At 70.0% G+C, this 22305-nt stretch carries 17 protein-coding genes, 1 tRNA gene, 2 pseudogenes and 1 riboswitch; of the genes and pseudogenes, 11 read left to right on the top strand and 9 right to left on the bottom strand.

The window, feature by feature from the left end; all coding sequences use genetic code 11:
- Positions 1-16: 16 nt before the first annotated feature.
- The 4 genes and pseudogenes from Prubr_RS11855 (at position 17) to pknB (ending at position 6183) form a co-directional block, all read left to right on the top strand.
- On the top strand, positions 17-1453 hold the full coding sequence (locus Prubr_RS11855; RefSeq protein WP_212827924.1) for an FtsW/RodA/SpoVE family cell cycle protein: 1437 nt from the start codon (positions 17-19) through the stop codon (positions 1451-1453).
- Positions 1450-2951 (top strand): annotated as a pseudogene (locus Prubr_RS11850) (penicillin-binding transpeptidase domain-containing protein). Before Prubr_RS11855 ends, Prubr_RS11850 begins: the two are co-directional and overlap by 4 nt.
- Before the next feature lies 1 nt (position 2952).
- Positions 2953-4368 (top strand): serine/threonine-protein kinase, encoded by a 1416-nt coding sequence (locus tag Prubr_RS11845; protein WP_246568590.1) that lies wholly within the window; start codon positions 2953-2955, stop codon positions 4366-4368.
- Between the two features lie 19 nt (positions 4369-4387).
- Positions 4388-6183, top strand: a pseudogene (gene pknB, locus Prubr_RS11840) (Stk1 family PASTA domain-containing Ser/Thr kinase).
- An 88-nt stretch (positions 6184-6271) separates the two neighbouring features.
- On the opposite strand, the gene Prubr_RS11835 reads toward pknB, so the two are convergent.
- The 4 genes from Prubr_RS11835 to Prubr_RS11820 form a co-directional block, all read right to left on the bottom strand.
- Positions 6272-6922: an aminodeoxychorismate/anthranilate synthase component II gene (locus Prubr_RS11835; protein ID WP_212824855.1), complete on the bottom strand. Its 651-nt coding sequence runs from the start codon at positions 6920-6922 to the stop codon at positions 6272-6274.
- 5 nt (positions 6923-6927) lie between these two features.
- On the bottom strand, positions 6928-7233 hold the full coding sequence (locus tag Prubr_RS11830; RefSeq protein WP_212824852.1) for a hypothetical protein: 306 nt from the start codon (positions 7231-7233) through the stop codon (positions 6928-6930).
- 5 nt (positions 7234-7238) lie between these two features.
- Positions 7239-8831: a class E sortase gene (locus Prubr_RS11825; protein WP_246568588.1), complete on the bottom strand. Its 1593-nt coding sequence runs from the start codon at positions 8829-8831 to the stop codon at positions 7239-7241.
- 366 nt (positions 8832-9197) lie between these two features.
- Entirely contained in the window at positions 9198-10007 is an 810-nt protein-coding gene (locus Prubr_RS11820; protein WP_212824850.1) for a DUF881 domain-containing protein, read from the bottom strand.
- 240 nt (positions 10008-10247) lie between these two features.
- Between Prubr_RS11820 and Prubr_RS11815 the strand changes: the two genes are divergently transcribed.
- The 3 genes from Prubr_RS11815 (at position 10248) to Prubr_RS11805 (ending at position 14103) form a co-directional block, all read left to right on the top strand.
- On the top strand, positions 10248-10511 hold the full coding sequence (locus tag Prubr_RS11815; protein ID WP_212824848.1) for a cell division protein CrgA: 264 nt from the start codon (positions 10248-10250) through the stop codon (positions 10509-10511).
- 234 nt (positions 10512-10745) lie between these two features.
- Entirely contained in the window at positions 10746-12908 is a 2163-nt protein-coding gene (locus Prubr_RS11810) for a (Fe-S)-binding protein (protein ID WP_212824846.1), read from the top strand.
- Positions 12909-13191: 283 nt separating this feature from the next.
- The gene (locus tag Prubr_RS11805) at positions 13192-14103 is read left to right on the top strand and encodes a C40 family peptidase (protein ID WP_246568585.1); all 912 of its coding nucleotides are present in this window, start codon (positions 13192-13194) and stop codon (positions 14101-14103) included.
- 158 nt (positions 14104-14261) lie between these two features.
- Here Prubr_RS11805 and Prubr_RS11800 read toward each other — a convergent pair whose 3' ends face one another.
- A complete protein-coding gene (locus tag Prubr_RS11800; protein ID WP_212824844.1) occupies positions 14262-16250 on the bottom strand; it encodes an N-acetylmuramoyl-L-alanine amidase in 1989 nt (662 codons plus the stop codon).
- Between the two features lie 227 nt (positions 16251-16477).
- A riboswitch (cyclic di-AMP (ydaO/yuaA leader) is annotated at positions 16478-16618 on the top strand.
- Positions 16619-16633: 15 nt separating this feature from the next.
- Here Prubr_RS11800 and Prubr_RS11795 point away from each other — a divergent pair.
- Positions 16634-17677 (top strand): C40 family peptidase, encoded by a 1044-nt coding sequence (locus tag Prubr_RS11795; RefSeq protein WP_212824842.1) that lies wholly within the window; start codon positions 16634-16636, stop codon positions 17675-17677.
- A gap of 58 nt (positions 17678-17735) precedes the next feature.
- On the opposite strand, the gene dcd is transcribed toward Prubr_RS11795, so the two are convergent.
- Entirely contained in the window at positions 17736-18314 is a 579-nt protein-coding gene (dcd, locus tag Prubr_RS11790; RefSeq protein ID WP_212824840.1) for a dCTP deaminase, read from the bottom strand.
- A gap of 123 nt (positions 18315-18437) precedes the next feature.
- On the opposite strand from dcd, the gene Prubr_RS11785 reads away from it, so the two are divergent.
- Together Prubr_RS11785 and Prubr_RS11780 are read left to right on the top strand one after the other, a co-directional pair.
- A complete protein-coding gene (locus Prubr_RS11785) occupies positions 18438-18947 on the top strand; it encodes a pyridoxamine 5'-phosphate oxidase family protein (RefSeq protein WP_212824838.1) in 510 nt (169 codons plus the stop codon).
- A 142-nt stretch (positions 18948-19089) separates the two neighbouring features.
- Positions 19090-19163: transfer RNA gene (locus tag Prubr_RS11780), tRNA-Gly, on the top strand.
- A 116-nt stretch (positions 19164-19279) separates the two neighbouring features.
- On the opposite strand, the gene Prubr_RS11775 is transcribed toward Prubr_RS11780, so the two are convergent.
- On the bottom strand, positions 19280-19645 hold the full coding sequence (locus tag Prubr_RS11775; RefSeq protein WP_212824836.1) for a hypothetical protein: 366 nt from the start codon (positions 19643-19645) through the stop codon (positions 19280-19282).
- 117 nt (positions 19646-19762) lie between these two features.
- On the opposite strand from Prubr_RS11775, the gene Prubr_RS11770 reads away from it, so the two are divergent.
- Positions 19763-20350 carry a nucleotidyltransferase domain-containing protein gene (locus Prubr_RS11770; RefSeq protein WP_212824834.1) on the top strand — a complete coding sequence of 196 codons (588 nt, stop codon included), beginning with the start codon at positions 19763-19765 and terminating at the stop codon, positions 20348-20350.
- A gap of 36 nt (positions 20351-20386) precedes the next feature.
- On the opposite strand, the gene Prubr_RS11765 is transcribed toward Prubr_RS11770, so the two are convergent.
- Together Prubr_RS11765 and Prubr_RS11760 are read right to left on the bottom strand one after the other, a co-directional pair.
- Positions 20387-21784 carry a TolB-like translocation protein gene (locus tag Prubr_RS11765; protein WP_212824832.1) on the bottom strand — a complete coding sequence of 466 codons (1398 nt, stop codon included), beginning with the start codon at positions 21782-21784 and terminating at the stop codon, positions 20387-20389.
- A complete protein-coding gene (locus tag Prubr_RS11760; protein ID WP_212824830.1) occupies positions 21781-22284 on the bottom strand; it encodes a SigE family RNA polymerase sigma factor in 504 nt (167 codons plus the stop codon). The genes Prubr_RS11765 and Prubr_RS11760 overlap by 4 nt, the downstream gene beginning before the upstream one ends.
- Positions 22285-22305 lie beyond the last annotated feature (21 nt).

Genomic DNA, 22305 nt, shown 5'->3' with positions numbered 1-22305 from the left:
CGCAGCGACGGGTGAGATGCCGCGTTTCTCGGCGACCAACACCAAGCGCAACTCCGAGCTGGCGCTGCTGCTGGTCGCCATGGTGCTGGTGGCCGCCTACTCGGCCACCGTCGAGGCCAACATGCTCGACACGGTGACCCTCGACTTCTGGGTTCCGGCCGCCGTGCTGTCGGCCGTCTACCTCGCCCTGCACCTGGTCGTCCGGTTCCTGGCGCCGTACGCCGATCCGGTCCTGCTGCCGGCGGTCGCCCTGCTCAACGGCTTGGGCGTCGGGTTCCTGCGCCGGCTCGACCTGGCCGAGGTGGCTCCCGCCGAACGCATCGACTTCCCGATCTTCGCCGGCACCGGCGGGCGGCAGCTCGCCTGGACCCTGGCGTCGCTGATCCTCGCCGCCGGGTTGCTGATCGTGATCCGGGACCACCGGTCGGTGTCCCGGTACGCCTACACCCTCGGTCTGGCCGGCCTCGTCCTGATGATGATCCCCGCGGTGCTGCCGGCCCGGTTCTCCGAGGTCAACAACGCGAAGCTGTGGATCAAGGTCGGAGGCTTCTCGATCCAGCCCGGCGAGTTCGCAAAACTGGCCCTGCTGGTGTTCTTCGCGTACTACCTGGTCCGCAAGCGGGAAGTGCTCTCGCTGGCCAGCCGGCGCTTCCTCGGCATCGACTTCCCACGCGGTCGTGACCTCGGGCCGGTCGTGGTCGTCTGGCTGTTCAGCCTGATGGTCCTCATCTTCCAGAAGGACCTGGGCACCTCGCTGCTCTACTTCGGCATGTTCGTGGTGACGCTCTACATCGCCACCGAACGCGCCAGCTGGATGATCATCGGCTTGCTGCTGTTCTTCGGCGGCGCCTTCCTCGCCTACTTCCTGGGCAGTGCTGTCGGCGGCCCGTTCGCCAACTTCTACCAGCGCGCCGAGATCTGGCTCGACCCGTTCGGTGACCCGTACAACAGCGGGTTCCAACTCGTCCAAGGGTTACTCGGCCTCGGCACCGGTGGCCTGTTCGGCACCGGCCCGGGCGGTGGACAGCCGACGCAGGTGCCCGAGGTGCACAACGACTTCATCTTCGCCGGGATGGGCGAGGAGATCGGCCTCTTCGGCCTCTCCGCCCTGCTGGTGATCTATCTGCTCATCGTCGAGCGCGGGCTGCGCGCCGGGCTGGCCGTCCGCGACTCGTTCGGCAAGCTGATGGCCGGCGGCCTGGCGTTCACCATCGCCCTCCAGGTCTTCGTGATCGTGGGCGGAATCAGCGGCCTGATCCCGCTCACCGGTCTGACCACGCCGTTCATGTCCGCCGGTGGTTCGTCGTTGATGGCCAACTGGCTGCTGGTGGCGATGCTGCTGCGGATCTCCCATGCCGCCCGTAGCCCGGTGACCGGTGCCGCACCGGCCCGGGCACCCGGTACCCCACCGGCGCAGCTGCACGGCGCCCCAACGGAGGTGATCCGGCCGTGAACGCCCCACTGCGCCGCGTCGGCGTGGTCGTCATGATCCTCTTCGGCCTGCTCTTCGCGAACCTCAACTGGGTCCAGGCCTACAAGGCCGACGACTATCGGACGAGCGACTACAACGGCCGGGTCCAGGTCGCCGAATACGACCGTAAGCGCGGCAACATCGAGGCCGGCGGCAGCGCGCTGGCCGGTGCCGAGGACACCGGCGGGCAGCTCAGGTTCCTGCGCACCTACGCCGAGGGCGAGCTCTACGCACACGTGCTCGGCTACAAGCCGGTCAACGGCGCGGCCGTCGGCATCGAGAAGACCGAGAACGAGTTCCTTGCCGGCACCAGCGACCAGCTTTTCGCCGACCGGTTGAAGGACATGTTCACCGGCAACCAGACGGCCGGCGGCAACGTGCTGCTCACCCTGTCGCAGCGGGCCCAGGAGACGGCGTTCAACGAGCTGTCCAACAACCGGGTCGGCGCCGCCCGGGGCGCGGCGGTCGCCATCGACCCGCGTACCGGCGCCATCCAGGCCCTCGTCTCGATGCCGAGCTTCGACCCGAACCCGTTGGTCAGCCACGATTCGTCGGTCGCCGAGGCCGCCTACGAGAAGTACCGGGACGACCGGAACAGACCGCTGAACAACCGTGCGCTGGCCGAGGTGCTGCCGCCCGGCTCGACGTTCAAGGTGATCGGCGCCGCGGTCGCCCTGGAGAACGGGATCACCCGGGACACCCGGATCCCGGCCGGCCCGGTCTACCGGGCACCCACGTCCGGCACCGACATCCGCAACGCCGCCCCGTCGATCTGCCCGGAAGACGAGGTGACCCTGATCGAGGCGCTCACCGAGTCGTGCAACACCGGCTTCGCCAAACTCGGTGTGCAGTTCGGCGCGGCGAAGCTGAAGGAGAAGGCGGTCCAGTTCGGCTTCGAGGACGAGGGCCTCAACGTCGGCCGGCTGGGCGAGGATGGGCTTCCGGTCGCCCCGAGCCGTACCGGCGACATCCAGAACCCGGACGGCAGCGACGACCAGGCGGCGCTGGCCCAGTCGGCGATCGGGCAGAACAACGTACGGATGTCGCCGCTCGAAGGCGCCATGATCGCGGCCGCGGTGGCCAACAACGGCTCCCAGATGCGGCCCTACCTGGTGCAGCAGCTGATCGGCCCGGACCGCACCACCAACTACTACAACGCCGCCCCCGGGAGTTGCGGCAGCCGGTCAGCGCCCAGGTGGCCGGGGACCTCCAGGCCATGATGGTCAGCGTCGTGGAGAACGGCAGCGGCCGTAACGCGCGGATCAACGGCTACACCGTCGGTGGCAAGACGGGCACCGCCCAGGCGGGCGAGAACGACGACGACCACGGTTGGTTCATCGGCTACGTCATGAAGGACGGACAGCCGATCTCGGCCGTCGCGGTCGTCCTCGAGAACGCCGGCAGTGGCGGCAGTGGCGAGGCCGCCCGGATCACCGCACAGATCATGCGCGCCGTCATCGCGGACGCGGGAGGCAGGTGACATGCTCAGCCCTGGCGTACTGCTAGGTAACCGCTACCGTCTAGACGAGCGCATCGCCGGCGGTGGGATGGGTGACGTCTGGCGCGGCACCGACGAGGTGCTCGGTCGCACCGTCGCGGTGAAGATCCTGCTGCCGTCCCTGGTCGAGGAGCCGGGCTTCGCCGAGCGGTTCCGTGGCGAGGCCCGCACCATGGCGACGATCAACCACCCGGGCGTCGTCGACGTCTACGACTACGGCAGCGACCAGCAGATCGCCTTTCTGGTCATGGAGTACGTGGAGGGCGACGCGCTGTCCCGCACCCTGGGCCGGGTCGGCCGGCTGACCCCGGCGCGGACCATGGCCCTGGTCGCCCAGGCGGCCGACGCCCTCCAGGCCGCCCACGAGAAGGGCATCGTGCACCGGGACGTCAAACCCGGCAACCTCCTCGTACGCCCCAACGGCACCCTGGTCCTCACCGACTTCGGCATCGCCCGCTCGGCGATGGTCGCCCAGCTCACCGCGGCCGGATCGGTGCTCGGCACCGCGTCGTACATCTCGCCGGAGCAGGCGGCCGGCGGCACCGCGACCCCGGCGTCCGACGTCTACGCGCTCGGCGTGGTCGCCTACCAGTGCCTTTCCGGGCACCGGCCGTTCGAGGGCGACAATCCGCTGGCGATCGCGATGATGCACGTGCGGGACACGCCCCGGCCGTTGCCCGGCGACATCCCGCCCCCGGTCCGGTCGATCGTGGACCGGGCGATGGCCAAGGACCCCGGCGGCCGGTGGCCGTCCGCCTCGGCGCTGGCCGTGGCGGCCCGCCAGGTCGCGGCCGAACTGTCCGGCCAGCCCCGGCCGGCCGGGCCCCCGACCGCCCCGAACCGCCCCGTCGGCCCGCCCGGCAGCCCGGGCGTCGCGATGAACAAGCCGGCGTCGGCGCCACCGACCGCCCCGACCTCCGGACCGGGTGGTACCCGGATGATGCCGGCGTACCCGCCGGTCAGCTCCGGCCCGCCCGCATCGGGTCCGCACGGCGCCCAGACCTCGGCGTCCGGGCCGGTTCCGGCACCGCACACCGCCCCCGGCAGCCCGGCCGCCGGTGGCTACACGCGGGGCGCGGCGTCGATCCCGACCGCCCGGCCGCAGCAGCCCGACCAGACGTACGGCTACCAGCCGGCGACCCCTGGCTACCAGCAGCCGGCGCGCCAGACCAGCCGACCGGCCGTGGTTCTGCTCGCCATCGTGTTGGGCCTCGTCGTGCTGGCCTGCTCTTTCGGGATCAGCTATCAGGTGCGGAAGAACTTCTTCAGCAGCGCCGAGTTGCAGTCGCCGAACGTCACCACAAGTATTCAGATGGTAGTCGAGCGCGACGACTCGCCGAACGCGCCGTACCGTCGAGTGGAGAGCGCCCGACAGCTCGGCGGGGCGACGACCACGTGAGCGAAGGACTTGAGACGAGATGACTGCGCAGGCCCGCCTGCTGGGTGGCAGGTACCAGGTCGGCGAGCTGCTCGGCTACGGCGGCATGGCGGAGGTGCACCACGGCCGTGACCTGCGGCTCGGCCGCGATGTCGCGATCAAGATGTTGCGCACCGACCTGGCCCGCGACGCCACCTTTCAGATGCGGTTTCGCCGTGAGGCGCAGAACGCGGCCTCGCTCAACCACCCCGCCATCGTCGCCGTCTACGACACCGGCGAGGAGATCGCGCCGACCGGCGAGACGATTCCGTTCATCGTCATGGAGTTCGTCAACGGCCGTACGTTGAAGGAGGTGCTCGCGGCCGAGGGGCGGCTGATGCCCCGCCGCGCGCTCGAACTCACCGCCGACATGTGCGCCGCGCTGGAGTTCAGCCACCGGCACGGGATTATCCACCGGGACATCAAGCCCGGCAACGTCATGCTCACCCAGAACGGCGCGGTCAAGGTCATGGACTTCGGCATCGCGCGGGCGTTGGCCAGCGGCGCGACGACGATGACCCAGACCAGCGCGGTGATCGGCACCGCCCAGTACCTGTCACCCGAGCAGGCCCGCGGCGAGGCCGTCGACGCCCGGTCCGACGTCTACGCCGCCGGCTGCGTGCTCTTCGAACTGATGTGCAGCCATCCGCCGTTCGTCGGTGACAGCCCGGTCAGCGTCGCCTACCAGCACGTCCGGGAAGACCCCGGGCGCCCAGCGAGATCAACCCCGAGGTCACGCCCGCGATCGACGCGATCGTGCTGAAGGCGCTGTCGAAGAACCCGCTCAACCGCTACCAGAGCGCCGGCGAGATGCGCGCCGACCTGCTGCGGGCGGCCAACGGCCGGCCGGTCATGGCCACCCCGGTGATGCGGGAAGACGAGACGATGGCGATGGGGCCGTCGGCGACCACCCGGCAGATCGGTGGCACCGGAGGGCCGCCGGCCCGGGTCGGCGACGCCCGCCGCCGCAAGGCGTCCGCCTGGGTGCTGGCCGCGCTCAGCGCGCTGGGTGTGCTCGCGGTGATCGCGTTGATCGCCGGTCTCATCGCGTCGCAGAACGACGAACCCGAGCTGGTCGCCGTGCCGAGCGTGGTCGACAAGCCGGTCGCCGACGCCACGGCGGAACTGCAGGCGGCCAACCTGAAGGTCGTCAGCAATGTGATCAAACAGGACGAGTGCGTGCTCAACAACGTCCTGACCCAGGATCCGGCCGCCGAGCAGCGGGTCGAACCCGGGCGGGAGATCACCCTCCAGGTCTGCGGCGGCGCCGAGATGGTCAAGATTCCCGAGTTGGTCGGCTTCACCAAGGCGGGCGCGGAGGAACGGCTGCGCGAAGCCAATCTGGTGCCGGAGTGGAAGACCGTCGACAGCCGCGATCCCAAGGACCAGGTGGTCAGGGTGCCTGATGTCGGCAAGGACATCGAGGTCGGCGGCAAGGTGGTCGTCGAGCTTTCCAACAACCTGCTCCGCCTGGTGCCCAACGTGGTGGGATCCACCGAGGCGGCGGCAACGACCACCCTGCGGAACGCCGGCTTCAAGGTCAATCCACGGCCGGGGCAGGAGAGCGACGACCCGGGGCGGGTGACCGCACAGGACCCGGGGGCCAACCGCGAGGCCAAGCAGGGCGACACCATCACCATCACGGTGACCCAGCCCCGTGCGGAGCCCACCGAACCGGCCAGCCCGACGCCGACCACCCCGACGCCGACGCCGAGTGAAGGCGGCGGCGGGGGAGACGGTGGGGGTAGCGGTGTGATTCCGTCCCTGCCTCCCTTCAACGGACGCGCCAACGACTGAGCACCGTCCTCGAACAGACAAGGCGCTCCGACCCACCGGGTCGGAGCGCCTGTTCGTGGTCGCGGTAGCGGGGTGGCGTATCTCCGGCTCAGGCGCCGGCGAAGGCCGCCAGGCGGCGGGTGTCGACCTCGGCGGCGAGGGCCGGCGCCCGGTCGAGGGCCTCGGGTTGCCCGCACGCCGCCAGCCAGTTGGCCAGCATGATGTGGCCGCCCTCGGTGAGCACCGACTCGGGATGGAACTGCACCCCTTCGATCGGCAGGCTACGGTGCCGCATCGCCATTACCACCCCGGACCCGGTCCAGCCGGTCACCTCGATCTCGTCCGGCAACGTCTCGCGGACCACCGCGAGCGAGTGGTAGCGGGTGGCGGTGAACGGGTCGGGCAGGCCGGCGAGCACGCCAGCGCCCTTGTGGTGCACCTGCGAGGTCTTGCCGTGCAGCAGTTCGGGGGCTCGCGTCACGGTCGCCCCGAAGGCTGCCCCGATCGCCTGGTGGCCGAGGCAGACGCCGAAGAGCGGCAGCTTTCCGGCGTACTCCCGGATCACGTCGAGACAGATGCCGGCGCGCTCCGGTGAGCCCGGGCCGGGGGAGAGCAGGATGCCGGCCACGTCGAGCCGGCCGACCTCGGCCACGTCGATCTCGTCGTTGCGCCGTACGTCGCACTCGACCCCGAGCTGGCCCAGGTATTGCACCAGGTTGAAGACGAACGAGTCGTAGTTGTCGATCACCAAAACGCGCACGGACGTCACCTGCTCGCCGACGGGGTGGGTGCGGGGTTGTTCTGATCGGTGTCGTACGGGATGTCGTGGCCGTCGCCGCTGCCGGGGTCGCCGGTGTCCGTGCCCGGCTCGCCGCCGGTCGGCCCGCCCGGCGTGCCGGGATCGCCGCCGCCGTCCTGGGTGACCTGAACGTCGTCGAAGGGGAGCAGCGGCTCCGCCCAGGGGAAGACGAAGAACCACAGGAGGGCCAGGACGCTCATGGTGAGCATCAGTGACCCGATGAGTTTGCCGGGCAGCCCGAACGGCAGCTTCCGCCAGATCCACGCGTACACGTCGGTCAGCCTCCCAGTTCGCCCGGCCGGCCGTCCGACTTGGGCTGGGTGCGGGTCAGTTCGGCGTGCACGATGAGCCGCTCGTAGTTGTCGAACTTCGGGTTGCACGTGGTCAGCGTCAGCATGGCCTTGGTCGGTTTCGCGCCGAACTGACCTGGTACGGGCTCGACCACCTCGACCTGCGAAGGCTTGACGATGTGTACGCGGGTGACCTGGTAGACGTACCAGTCGGTCTTCGCCTCGAGGACGATCGGATCGCCGTTCCTGAGTTCGTCGAGCCGCCAGAACGTTGCCCGGTTGCGGTGCCCGGCCACCGAGAAGTTCCCGATCTGGCCCGGCATGGCGCTCTTGGGGTAGTGGCCCGGCGCGTACCGGATGTCTTTCTGGCCGACGCCCTCGACCACGATCCAGTTCTGGTCGAACTTGGGAATGTAGAGTCCGGCTATCGGCTTGCCGGTAACCGCCGGGGTCGCCGGGCCGCTGGCCGTGGGCGTCGTCGGCGTCGGGCCGACCGTCGGATCGGCGGACTGGTCCCACGCGTCGGCCAACTGCTGGCTCAGGTCGTTCTGGTGGGCGTCGACCACCACGCCCTTGCCCCAGATCTCGTAGCCGGCGAAGAGCAGCACGACGAGACCGAAGGTGATCAGAACCTCGCCGGCGACGCGTACGCTGCCGCGCAGCCGGGAGCCGAGCGTCGGACGGGTCAGCTCCGAGTAGACGCTCTTGTATCCCTCGTCGGTGCGGTGCGGGCGCAGCTGGACGACCTTCTCACCGCGGCGGGGCTTGTCGGGCGTGGCGCCGTCGGGCTTGCCGTCGCCGGGTGCGCCCGGGGACGTGGTGCCGGCGGCGGCCTTCGCGGCCCGGGCCCTGGCTGCCGCCTCCGGGTCGACGCGTGCCGTACCGCGGTCGCCGTCGTCGCCGGTACGGGCGCCCGGGGCGTCGGCACCGGCCGGCCGCGCGTCGTCGGCGGGGGAGCGGGAGCCGCTGTCGTCGGTACGGGCGCCGGCTGCCGCGGCCCGCAACGGCGGAGCGACCGACTGGCCGGGGCCCGGCGGTCCGGTCCGGGTCGATTCCGCCGGCCGGGCGGCCCCGCCCATGACCGGCGGGATGACCACGGTCGACGTGAGGTCGAGCGGGATGACGGCGGTCGACGCGGTGTCCAGCGGGATGACCGCGGTCGAGGCGTCGGCCGGGCCCGGCGGCGGTGCGGCCTCCGGTGCCCGGGGTGGGGGCCCGGGGACCAGCGGTGGGAGCCCACGGTGGGCGTCGTCCGGCTGGTCACGGCGTACGGGGTTGTCGGGCCAGATCGGCCCGCCGCGGGGGTTGGGCGTCGGTCGGGGACGGGATCGCGGCTCCGGTGCCGTCCGGCCGTCGTCGGCCGGCCCGGTCGGCGGGGCGCCGGCGAGTGGCGGTCGGGCCGTTTGCGGCCCACCGTGCTGCGGCGGCCATCCTTGGGCGGCGGTGCCGGTCGGTGGCCCGGAGGCGATTCCCGGCGCCGAACCGGCCTGCGGATCCCGACCCGGCGGCGGTCCACCGTTCGGTCTCCCGTCGTACCGCGGCGGGCCCGGCTGTGCGCCGGACAGGCCGGACCCGGTCACCGGCAAGCCGCCGGTCGGATGCTGTTCGGTGGCGGGGCGGCCAGGGGCGGGGGCCGGGGGCTGCCCGACGTGGATCGTACGGGCCGGAGTCCGGATGGGGCCGGGAAGCGCCCACCTGGTGCTCGCTCGCCGGCGCGGGACGGTCGTATCCGCGCTGGTCGAGCGGGTGGGCCGGAGCGCCCGGTGCGGTCTGGGGGGACGGGTGCGGTTGGTGTGCCGGGCCGGGCGGGGGCGGCGGCCCGGCGTGGGTTGGCGGCTGTTCGCCGGCCGCGTCGGTGATCCGGGGGATCAGCGCGGTGGCGTCGTCGGTGCCTGTCGCGCGGTGGCGGCCGTTACGCTGGTCAGGCGCTTCGCCGTTCATGGGGTTCACTCTGGCACCCGGGCCGAACGCAGGGCACTGGAACCCTCGTAGGCTGGCACGTTCAGATTGCTTTCGACCGACTCGCGGTAACCGAGCTGGTAGTGGGCAGCGGTGTCCTTGAACAACTGGACCCCCTCGGACTCGGTCAGCGCCCGCTGAAGGTGGGCGGGATCCCCGATTGCAGCGATCTTGAACGGCGGCGAGTAGACCTGACCGTGGAGCAGCAGAGTGTTGCCTACGCAGCGTACAGCGCTCGTCGACAGCACGCGTACATCCATGATCGACATTGCTTCGGCTCCACCGGCCCAGAGGGCGTTGACCACGGCCTGGACATCGCCCTGGTGGACCACAAGGTCGTCGTTGGTCGCGGCATCCGGCCGGTTGCCTCCACCGACCTGTGGCGCGTCGTTGAGTTCAACGACCAGACCGGGTCCGCGCATCGGGGTGAATCCGGCCGCCTGCCGGCTCGACTCGGCGCGGTCGCGCTGCTCGGCGATCGGGACGTCCGAGCCGGCGAACGCCTCGGCCTGTTCGGTGACCTGTGCCCGCAGCCGCGCGGCACGCTCCTCGCTGGCGGTGACCTGCTGGCGGCGTTCCTCGATCAGTTGGGTGAGCTGCGGTCGGCGGTCCTCGCGCAGCGCGGTGCCGTCCGCGGTGGTCGCGGTCGTGGTGAAGAGCAGGCCGGCGGCGAGGGCGATCAGCGGTACGCCGATGCTCCAACCGGTGCGGCGCGGGCGCGAGGGGCGCCACCGCAGGCCCGCGGCGACACGACGGAACACCTGGCGCCAGGAGGCCGCGCCCGAGGTGTATTCCACGTTGCCTCCCCCGCCGCTCCGGACGGCATCGATCGTCGTCCAGGCCGCTGCCCGGCCCGGCCCGTCGCGGGCCCGCCGGTATCCGGCGGGCACGCTCCAGGTATCTGTCTTCGACCCATACGTGGCCTGAGCGCGTTGTCTTGACTACGCTAGCTCTCGAACATTATTGGCCATGGACCGTCGCCCCTGCGTCCGGTTGTCAGGCCGGACGAGGATCTACCCCTCACTCAGGAGAGCGTCGTGCCAAAGTCTCAGGTTCGCAAGAAGAAGGTGTACACCCCGCCGACCGACGTGCGCCCGACTTCGACAGCCGCGACCCGCAAGCCTAGCCCGATCTGGCTTCCGATCGCCGCCGTTTCATTGATTGTCTTCGGCATCGGCTGGCTGGTCGTCTACTACCTGTCGGAGACGGCCTACCCCGTCGCCACCTGGGGTTACTGGAACCTGGCGGTCGGCTTCGGCGCGATGGTCAGTTCACTGATCCTGCTGTCCCGCTGGCGTTGACCGGCGTCCCGGTTATCCACAGGTTTTCCACAGGCGTGTGACAAAGTTGGCGGCCGCCCCCGGGGCGGCCGCCGATCATGTCGGCGTAACGAGCCTTAAGGTGGCCGCAGGATGATGCGGCCCGACTGTTGGGACTCTCACGTTACTGACGGGTAACCTGGCGCGTAGGCTGCATCGCATGGCCGGTCGTCCCCCCGGTCATCAGCCGTACCCAGGCAGACCGGGAGGCCAGGCATGGGCACAGTCCAGATCGTCACTACGGTCCTCGCCGCCGCGATCACCGCGGTGGCGGTGTGGCTGGCGGTCCGCGCGGTCCGCCGGATGGTCGCGGTCGTCAGGCTGGGCCAGCCCGCCCCGGACCGCCTGACCGACCGGGGCACCCGCCTGAAGACGATGCTGGTCGAGATCGCCGGCCACACCCGGATGCTGCGGTGGGGGGTCGTCGGGGCCGCCCACTGGTTCGTGATGATCGCCTTCATCGCCCTGTCGACCCTGGTCCTCGAGGCGTACTTCGAGGTGGTGAATCCGAAGGTCGGCCTGCCGCTGCTCAGCGGCTGGCTGCCGTACGGGCTGCTCACCGAACTGATCGGCGTGCTCGGCTTCGTGGGCATCGCGGTCCTGATGGTGATCCGGCTGATCAACCGTCCGACCCGGGCCCGCGGACTGTCCCGCTTCACCGGCTCCACCATGTGGCAGGCCTACTTCGTCGAATGGGTCATCTTCACGATCCTGATCTGCGGCTTTTTCATCCGTGGGTTCAAGGTCGCCACCGACCACTTCGACTACCCGGTGTGGGCCACCCCGGTGTCGCACGCGCTCGGATCGGTGCTGCCGGCGTCCGAAGCCGCCCTCAGCATCGTCGCCCTGATCAAGATCGCCATCTCGATGACCTGGCTGATCGTGATCTCGCTGAACGTCACGATGGGCGTCGCCTGGCACCGCTTCTCGGCCTTCTTCAACATCTTCTTCAAGCGCGACCCCGGTCGGCCCGGATCCGGCCTCGGCGCGCTGCGCCCGATGATGTCCGAGGGCAAGCCCCTGGACTTCGAGGAGGCCGACCCGGAGAAGGACCAGTTCGGCGTCGCCCAGGTCGAGCAGTTCACCTGGAAGGGCCTGCTCGACTTCACCACCTGCACCGAGTGTGGCCGCTGCCAGTCGCAGTGCCCGGCCTGGAACACCGGTAAGCCGCTCTCGCCCAAGCTGCTGGTGCTCAGCCTGCGTGACCACGCCTACGCCAAGGCGCCCTACCTGCTCGCCGGCGGCGGCAAGGACCTCACCGGTGAGGAGAAGGCGACCGCGGCCCAGCTCGCGCACATGGACGTACTGGCGCTGGCCGAGGCGGAGCGCCCGCTGATCGGCGGGGCCGAGGACGGTGGCGTCATCGACCCGGACGTGCTGTGGTCGTGCACCACCTGTGGGGCGTGCGTCGAGCAGTGCCCGGTCGACATCGAACACGTCGACCACATCGTCGACATGCGGCGCTACCAGGTGCTGATCGAGTCGTCCTTCCCGTCCGAAGCCGGCGTGATGCTCCGCAACCTGGAGAACAAGGGCAACCCGTGGGGAGCCCCGCAGAACACCCGTGAGGACTGGACCAAGGGCCTCGACTTCGAGGTTCCCCGGGTCGGCGAGGTCGAGGACTTCGAATACCTCTTCTGGGTCGGCTGCGCCGGCGCGTTCGAGGACCGGGCGAAGAAGACCACCCGGGCCGTCGCCACCCTCCTGCACGAGGCCGGCGTCAACTTCGCCATCCTCGGCGAGGGCGAGACGTGCTCCGGCGACCCGGCCCGCCGGATCGGCAACGAGTTCGTCTTCCAGATGCTGGCCCAGCAGAACGTCGAGACCCTCAACGAGGCCGGGGTCAAGAAGATCGTCGCGACGTGCCCGCACTGCTTCAACACCCTCGGCAACGAGTACGGCGAACTCGGCGGCAAGTTCGAGGTCGTACACCACACGCAGTTGCTCGCCCACCTGGTCGCCAGCGGCAAGCTGACCCCGGTCACCCCGGTCGACGGCGGGGTCACCTACCACGACCCGTGCTACCTCGGCCGGCACAACCGGGTCTTCGCCGCACCACGCGAGGTGCTCGGCTCGGCGGTCGGCGGCGGGCTCACCGAGATGCCGCGCAACTCCGAACGGTCCTTCTGCTGCGGCGCCGGTGGCGCGCGAATGTGGATGGAGGAGCGGATCGGCAAGCGGATCAACGTCGACCGGGTCGAGGAGGCGCTGTCCACCGGCGCCAAGACCGTCGCCGTCGGCTGCCCGTTCTGCTACACGATGCTCGGCGACGGCGTGACCGGCAAGGGCGAGGAGGACAACGTCGAGGTCGTCGACGTCGCCACCGTCCTGCTGCGCTCGGTCAAGCCCGACACCGCGCCGGCCAAGACCGGCAACTGACGTACCCGGTAACGGCAGCGGTGCCGGTGCCGATTCGACACCGTGAATCTCAGCCACGGTTCAGGGAGCGCTCAGAAAGGGCATCAGGGCGCGGGGCCGTCTTGATTCACTTTGGAGACACCTCTAAGGTGAGGCACCGACCGTGTGTGGATGTCGGCCTCCGTTCTTCCCCCGAGAGGCGCCCGCGGTCGCAACTAAGGAGTCGGGGTCTCCGGTGATCAGTCGTAACCGATTGCCGCGTCTCGGGGCGCGAGTTCTCCTTGCCCTCAGCGCGGCGCTGGCCGTGACCCTGCTGCCCGGCGTGCCGGCGCAGGCCCAGCCGACCGCCGCCCAACTCGAGGCGCAGATCAACGACAAGTGGCACGAACTCGAACCGATCATCGAGCAGTACAACAAGGTTCGTGTCGAGTTGAAGGCCAACGAGAAGAAGGCGGCTGAACTCGACAAGAAGATCCAGCCGCTGATGCTGCAGACCGAGATGGCGACCGAGCGGATCGGCCTGCTCGCCACCCAGCAGTACAAGGGCGGCCCGTCGTTGAGCCTGAACGCGCTGATCACCGTCGGCACGCCGGACAGCCTCGCCGACCAGTTGACGATGCTCCGGATGCTGGCCCGGCACGAGCAGCGGCAGGTTGCCGGCGTCGTCACCGTGAAAGAGCAGTACGAGACCGAGAAGACGTCCCTCGACACGGTCATCGTCGAGCAGCGCAAGCAGGACGCCGACCTCGCGGCGAAGAAGAAGAAGATCGACGCCGAGATCAAGAACCTGGAGCGGATGCAGGCCGCCATGAACGTGCCGATCGGCCCGCCGGTCCGCATCGGCACCTGCCCGACCAACCACCCGAACCGTGCGGTGGCCACCGCCTGCGCCCAGATCGGCAAGCCGTACGTGTGGGGCGCGGCCGGTCCGAACTCCTTCGACTGCTCCGGCCTGACCCAGTACGCGTGGGCCCGGGCCGGGGTGTCCCTGCCGCACTACACCGGTGCCCAGTGGAACCGCGGAACCGCGGTGAGCCGGGCCGATGCCAAAGCCGGCGACCTGGTGTTCTTCGGCAGCGACCTGAGCCACGTCGGCATCTATCTCGGCAACGGCGTCACGGTGCACGCCCCCCGGGCCGGCCTGCCGGTGCAGATGGCGAGCATCGACCAGATGGGCAAGCCGGTCGTCGGCTTCCGGCGCGTCGGAACCGGATAGGCATCTCTTCCACGAAACGGCCCCCGCTCCCCGCGGGGGCCGTTTCGTCGTTCCGGACCGGGTCAGCGCGGGGCGCCGACTGGTGACCGGTAGGTCAGCGCGGGGCGCCGACTGGTGACCGGCAGGTCAGCGCGGGGCGCCGACTGGTGACCGGCAGGTCAGCGCGGGGCGCCGACTGGTGACATCTGGATCTGCACATCCTCCCGGTCCACGTACATGAACCGGTGTCCGAACTGGATCTGCACGTACGTCTTCTCGCCCCGGATCACCGTCCGGTCCCCGGGCGAGTTGCCCTCGTACGTGCTGGCGCGGTAGTACTCGCTGCCCAGCACGTCACCGACGGCGTACCGTTCGCCGGCCTTCATCGTGTACTGCAACGGGGAGATCGTCTGGTACGGCACCCCGGCCGGATACGCCGCCGCCTCCGGATACGCGCGGCCGTACAGCGGGATCGTCTCCTTGCCGGGCTTCGGGGTGGCGACCAGGCCGACCGACCACTTGCCGGTCGGCGCCGACGGTGGATTGTGGAACCACGCCTTCTGACCGAGATACCAGATCGCCGTCCAGTCACCCCGCCGCTCGGCGACGGCGTACGTCTGCCCGGCCGACGCACGGGCACCGTGATCGGAGACGTGCATCGTGTTCGGCGTACCGTCGGGGCGCTTCGCCAGGTCGTTGACCAGCGGCGCGTCCGGGCTCGGCGCGCTGCGCAGGATCACCGACGACGAACCGCGCGACGGGCACGGTACGCCGGCGACCTCGCAGCCGGTGAACGCCGGCCGGTTCGTCGCGAAGTCGGGATCGATGGTGACCAGGCCGGTGCGGTGCGTGCCGGTGCTCCAGAACGGCGCCTTCAGCAGGTCGAAGTAGTGCGACCAGTTCCAGTACGGGCCCGGGTCCCAGTGCATGCTGCCCATGTTGCTGGCCAGCGTGCCGGGCACGTTGTCGTGGCCGATGATGTGCTGCCGGTCGAGCGGGATGCCGAGCCGCAGCGCCAGGTGCCGCACCAGCTTGGCGGAGGTGCGGTACATCGCCTCGGTGTACCAGGTGCCCTGGGCGGCGAAGCCCTCGTGCTCCAGGCCGATCGCCTTGGCGTTGACGAACCAGTTGCCGGCGTGCCAGCCGACGTCCTTGGCCTTCAGGTGCTGGGCGATGTGCCCGTCGACCGAGCGCAGCGTGTAGTGCCAGCTCACCCAGTTCTTGTCCTGGGCCAGCCGGGTCGTGCCGGCGAAGTAGCCCTCGGCGTCGTGGATGACGATGTATTCGATCTTCTGCTGGGCCGGTCGGTTGCCCTTGTCGTGGTTGCCGTAGCTGGTCGGGACCGTGCCGTCGCCGCGCAACTCGTACGGTGCCGGCAGCCACTCGCAGGAGATGTCGTCCGGGCACTCCAGCCCGTCCGGGCGGGCCAGTTCACGCAGCCGGAGCCGGTCCAGCCAGGACGTCGTCGGGGTGAGTTCGGCGTGCCGGGCCAGGCTGACCTGGTGGCCGTCGTCGGTCCGCCGGTTCGCGCCGGTCCGGATCGTCGAGTAGACCTCGTTGGCGAAGGCGGCCGCCGCGTCGCGGGTGTCCGCGCCGGAATACCTGGCGACCGCGCCGTACCAGTCGGCCGGGTCGCTGTCGGCGCCCTGCGGGGCGCCCAGTTCCCGCTGGTACGCCGCGAGCAGCGCGGCGCCGCCACGGATGTTGACAACCGGGTCGGTACGCAGTGACTCGGCGCCCGCCCCGGTGAGTCCGGCGGCGGTGTCGAGGGTACGCAGTGCCGCCTCGTCGGGCGGGTTCGGCGCGGGGTGTTCGAGTTCGATCGCCTCCCGGGAGGTGTCACCGCGCGGGTCCTCGTGGGTGCCGTGGTGGCCGGGCATCGGCAGGCTCGCGACGTGCTCGGCGTCGGTGAGGTGCATCGGGCCGTACCCGCCGCTGGTGCTGGGTGTTCCGGCGTTGGTGTCCCAGCGCGACTGGAGGTACGACACGCCGAGCAGGATGCTCTCCGGTACGCCGTACTCGGTGGACGCGGCGGCGTACTGCTGTTGTCTGGTGTCGGTCGGGGGCGGCGCGGCGGGTGCCGGGCCGACCGGCACGAGCGTCGCGGCGCCGACGACCGCGACGCTGAGCAGGATCCGCCTGCCCGTCGGCTTGGTGAGACGCTGCATCGAACCTCCAGTCGGATTGGGGCGTGTCGTCACCTTCGTCCCTGCGGCGACTTTCGTCAATGGATTCCAGCCTATGTCTGCGCAGTGTAGGAAACTTTCAGACGTACGGAGCGCGACAGGCTTGACACGCAACGGATTTCACAGTTCCGGTGGTTGCGCATTGATAACGACGCTGCCTAGTGTGATGAACCGTCGAGCGGAACCCGCCATCCACCAGGGATGACGTCGACTCGACACCGCCGAGTCGCAGCAAGGTCGTGAGCCGGGGACCCAGGCACCATCGGGGTGAATCCGCAGAACCTGCGGTAGGGCGCAACTCTCCCGCCCGAACCCGTCAGCTAACCCGGTAGGCGGTTCCCGAAGGAGAAGGAGCACCGACCCCGGTGGCTGATCATGCACCGTGGCGCCGGCCCTACCGGTCGGCGACCGCCGGCCGACCGCCGGCGCTGCCACGTCTCCGCAGGTTGACCAGGACCACCGTCTTCGTCGCCGTCGCCAGCGTCGCCCTTGTCCTCTTCGGGGCGGTACCCGCCCAGGCCGAGCCGACCGTCGCCGAGATCGAAGCGCAGATCGACAAGTCGTGGAGCCAGCTCGAACCGGTGATCGAGCAACACAACGCCACCCGCGAGCAGTTGGCGACGAAGAAGAAGCAGGCCGACGCGCTCACCGCGAAGATCACCCCGCTGCAGCTCCAGGTCGACCTGGCCATGGAACGCGTCGGTCAGTTCGCCACCCGCGCCTACAAGGGCGGCAACACGTCGGCGTTGAACTCGATCCTCACCAACGGCTCGCCGCAGACCCTCGCCGACCAGCTCGAACTGCTCGACCAGTTCGCCCGCCGACAGGCCCGCGACATCCAGAGCGTGGTCGACCTCAAGGCGCAGTACACGGCGGAGAAGGGCCCGCTCGACACCCTCGTCGCCCAGCTCACCACGACCGAGGCCGAACTGGCCGCCAAGACCAAGCAGATCAACGCGGACATCAAGAAGCTCCAGGACCTGCGGCTCAAGGCGTACGGCACCTCCGGCGGCCTCGGCTCGCTGCGGCCGGCGCCCTGCCCGGCGACGTACCCCGGTGGTCCGGCCAGCACGGTCGCCAAGTTCGCCTGCTCCCAGATCGGCAAGCCCTACGTCTGGGGCGCCTCCGGCCCGGGCGGCTACGACTGCTCCGGTCTGATGCTCGCCGCGTGGGGCAAGGTCGGCGTACGGCTGCCGCACAACGCCGCGGCCCAGCGCCGGATGATGCCGTCGATCAGCCGCTCCGAACTGCGTCCCGGCGACTTCGTCTTCTACAACTCCGACCTGAGCCACGTCGGCATGTACGTCGGTGACGGCTGGCTGGTGCACGCCTCCCAGGCCGGCGTACCGGTCCTGATGAAGCGCTACGACAACGGCACCATCCACAGCTTCGGTCGGCCCAGACTCTGACCGTGATACGAAGGGGCGCCTCCCGGATCCGGGCGGCGCCCCTTTCGTGTCCCGACCCTCAGCGGACCGGCCAGGTCCGCCAGTTCTGCCACGCGCGGCTCGGTGTCGGCCCCCGCTGCCCCTGGTAGCGCGAACCGTAGACCGCCGACCCGTACGGGTGCTCCGCCGGCGACGACAGCCGGAAGATGCAGAGCTGGCCGATCTTCATCCCCGGCCACAGCGTGATCGGCAGGTTCGCCACATTGGACAGCTCCAGGGTCACGTGCCCGGAGAAGCCGGGATCGATGAAGCCGGCCGTCGAATGGGTCAGCAGGCCGAGCCGGCCCAGACTCGACTTGCCCTCCAACCGCCCGGCGAGCTGGTCGCCGAGCGAAATCACCTCGAGCGTCGACGCGAGCACGAACTCGCCCGGGTGCAGCACGAACGGCTCGCCGTCCGGCACCTCGACCGCGGAGGTCAGGTCGTCCTGCTGCACCGACGGATCGATGTGCGTGTAAAGGTGGTTGTTGAAGACCCGGAAGAGCCGGTCGAGCCGTACGTCGATACTCGACGGCTGGACCAGCGCCGGATCGAACGGCTCCAGGGCCAGGGCGCCCGCCTTGATCTCACTGACGAGGTCGCGGTCGGAGAGCAGCATCGTCACACCATAGCGAGCCGACCTGGACGGGTCGGCGCCGCGCCCCGCCGGTTCAGGCAGATTGTGCTGGTCAGATCCGCGTTTCGTTACCCGTGTCGTACAGATGTTCGATAGAATTCCGGTATGGCTACCTGGACCGAGTTCGCCACCGACGAGCCCCGCCTCGCCGCAGCGATTCGTTCGCTGATGCACCAGTACGGCCCCGGCCTGGGCTACCTGGCCACCATCCGGGCCGACGGCGGGCCGCGCGTGCACCCCGTCGCCCCGGTGATCACCGACGAGGGCCTCTTCTGCTTCGTCGTCGACTCACCCAAACGCCGCGACCTGGAGCGCGACGGCCGGTACGCCCTGCACTCGTTCCCGCCGGAGGACAGCGACGACGAAGCCTACGTCGCCGGCCGCGCCCACCCCGTGACCGACCCGGCACGGGTCGCCCGGCTCGCCGACAGCCTGCGCGCCACCAACGACGTCGACTGGCGCCTCTTCGAGTTCAGCATCGAGGTCGCGATGGTCGCCCGCCACGGCCGGTCCGGCGCCACCCCACTGGCGGCGAACCCCGCCGGCCGCCCGGAAGTCCAGCTCTGGCTGGACCCCGCCGTCGCACCCGCGGCGACGCCCCAGTTAGCCGCCTGAGCCCCACCCATCCCCCCGAAGATCCGCGTGGCCAGGGGCCGGCGCCCGTCGTGGTGCCCACCCCCTGGTCACGCGGATCGGGGCGGCGGGCGGGAGGGGTTCGTGCGCCAGTGGCGCCGACCAGGTACAGTGAGGTCCGCTCGCGGGTGTAGTTCAATGGCAGAACATCAGCTTCCCAAGCTGACAGTGCGGGTTCGATTCCCGTCACCCGCTCCACGAAGAAGCCCAGGTCAGGATGAATATCCGACCTGGGCTTCTCTCACGCGAACCGTTTCTTCGGCATGCCGCACCTACCCGGTTGGACCTGGTTCGGAGGATTCGGTGGCCGGAGGCTAGTCAGGCATCTGCGCTGCTTGGATCTTGCTCCATGGGATGGGGAACTCGGACGGTAGAAGGCGTGTGGTGTTATGGGCGGCCGGGTGGCCGGTCTCGCGCAGGATGCGCTCGTGCTCCTCGGTGGAGGCGCACCGCACCGCCAGACCGTCGTAGTCCATTCGCGTCTTCATCGCGTCGACCGGCTTGAACAGAAGATCGATACGGGATTGCCGGTGCCTGTCATGAGACGCCTGGTCTGCACGTAGGAGCAGTTGGCTGTGGCTCAGAGCGTAAGCCCAGACCACGAAGCGACGTTCCGACCGGAACAGTTCCTTGCCCGGTGCGAATTGATCATCCTGCTTCAGCCATGCTCTTGACTGCATGCGGGACAGCATCACAACGCATCCCGGGGTTCTGTCAAGCGATTGCTCTGGGGCGACGGATGCTCGCCGGGGCGATTGTGGGTCGGGCGTACGCCTGTGTGTGCGTAGGCTCAGCGGATGTCTCCGGACCTTGACGCGTGGGATCCCTGGACCCCGTGGGTGATCGCCGACCGGTTGGCGGGGCTGGACGTGCCCTGGTACGTGGCGGGTGGCTGGGCGATCGACCTTTTCCGCGGTGAGCAGACCCGCGAACACGAGGACGTGGAGATCGCCGTCCCTGCCGATCGCTTCGATGACGTGGCTGACCGTTTCCCGGACTGCGACTTCTACATCGCGGGTGATGGCAAGGCTGTATCGCTGTCGCCGGAGGCGTTGGCGACATACCACCAGACGTGGGCGTGGCAGCGGGGCGCGGGCGTCTGGCGCTTCGACGTGTTCCGTGAGCCGTACGACGGCGCCACCTGGATCTGTCGACGTAATTGGCAGATCCGGCGGCCCTATGCGGAGATCATCCGGTACAGCTCGGACGGCATCCCTTACCTCTGCCCCGAGGTCGTGTTGCTGTTCAAAGCGAAGACCGACCGGGACAAGGACCGCATCGACTTCGAGGGAACGGTTCCGCTGCTGACGTCCGACGAGCGGCGTTGGCTGAAAGACGCGTTGGATGTCGTACATCCGGAGCACCCCTGGCTTGCCCGCCTGTGATGAAGGCCGCGGACCGGCGGACGTAATCCGGACCCGTCAGATCCGAGATCTGGCGGCGCGAGCCCGCGTTCGCCTGATCCGTCGATTGTGGAGCCAGAGTGCGAGCCCCTCGCGGTTGCGGTACGCCACGACGCCGACCACCAGGACGGTGCCGACGACCGGCCAGAACAAGATCCGGGGACCGACGCCTTCGGGCGGGCTCGCCTCGCGGGTGCGACCGCTCCGTACCACCTCGTCGGCGACGTCGATCGCCACGACGTCGTCCGGCGCGGTGAGCAGGGTGGTGGGAGACTCCGCGCCGCGGCCGAGAGCCAACACCCGTACGGTGCCGACGTTGCCGTACGCGAGGCGTTGGTCGATGGGGAGGGGGACGTCGAACGTGGCCCGTGCGCGGGGATGCGGCTGGTAGCCGACGACCCGAGCGGATCCGTCCGCCGCCCACCCCAGCAGCCGGATGGCGGTCACGCCGGAGACGGCCGGCGTATCGAGCGCGCCGAGGTCCTGACCCGTGGTCGGGTCGACCTGCCGCAGGCTCCAGCTGCCGCCGTCGCGTCGGGCCACCGTCAACGACCTGCTGTCCGGGCTCCAGGCGCCCTTTCCGGCCAGTTCCGTGTCGGGCGCGAGAGTGAACGTAGAGTGCCGCCGGCCGCCCAGGTCCGCGACGGAGACCGTACGGCCGGTCTGGAAGGCGAGCCGCGCACCGTCCGGTGCGAAGGCGACCGGTGACGTGACCACCTCGTCCTCGACGGCCAGCCGGATCCAACGGTTGCCGTCCGGCCAGACGATGCTCAGCACCCGCCGGTAGGCGCTGCGTTCCGGGTCCGTCGGCACGGTGTCCCGGACGACCAGCGCCCGGCCGTCCGGTGACCAGCCCGCCGGCTCGATCAGGGCCGAACCGGAGAGTCCGTTCACCGTACGGCTCCCGCCGGTGACCAGGTCGACGATCTCCACCCGGGGGTGCCCGATGCCGATCGACCTGAAGGCGACCCGGCGGCCGTCGGGGGACAGCACCGTGTCCTCGCCGGCCTGCGCATCGATCTCGCCTTTGATGATCCGGTAGCGGTCGGTATCGGCACCGACGACCGCGATGACGCTGCCCTCTTCGCCGTGCTGGAGCCCCGGAGCCTGACCTGTGAAGATCACCGAGGCGGGACCGAGTCGCGGCCGGTCGGTGGCGTGCAGGCTGCCGTAGGGCGGTATGCCGACCCGGTCGGGTAGGGCGGCGTTCGCGCGGGCCGCCGGGTCGACGGCGGGTGTACCGACCAGTGGCAGCACCGTCCCGGCCAGCGCGACCAGTACCAGCGCCGCCGCGCCGGCGACCAGCCGGGTACGGCGCCGGGTGCGGCGGGCGGTGGCAAGCGCCCGCTCGTGGACCGGGTACGCGGGGACGTCGGCTGCGGCGGTGTGCAGCACCTCGCGCAGTCGGGCGGTCATCGTGGGCTCCTCTCCGCCGGCCGGTCGATCAGGTCGGGGGCGATGGCGCGCAGCCGACGTACGGCGTCGTGGCCGTGCCGTTTGACCGTGCCGACCGAGCAGCCGAGCACCTCGGCGACCTGCGCCTCGGTCAGGTCTTCGTAGAACCGCAGCACGACCACGGCGCGTTGGCGCGGGGTGAGCTGGCGCAGTGCGGCCGCCAGGGTCAGCCGCAGCGCCGTGGCGTCGGAGTGGTCGTCGTCCGCCCGGTCGGTGGGCCGGGACTCCAGCCGCTCGGCGAGCCGGCGGCGCCGCCACCAGGAGACCTGCTGGTGGTACATGACCCGCCGTACGTACGCCTCGGGGTCGCCGTCGTGGATCCGCCGCCAGTGCCGGTAGGTCCGGGCGAGGGCGGTCTGCAACAGATCCTCGGCGAGTTGGTGGTCACCGGTGAGCAGGTAGGCCGTCCGGGACAGCGCCGCCGAGCGGTGCACCACGAACTGGTGGAACGTCTCGGTCATGACACCCCCTCGCACGGTAAG

This window comes from Polymorphospora rubra, assembly GCF_018324255.1.
Lineage (GTDB): Bacteria > Actinomycetota > Actinomycetes > Mycobacteriales > Micromonosporaceae > Polymorphospora > Polymorphospora rubra.
This window is presented reverse-complemented; position numbering and strand designations above follow the sequence as displayed.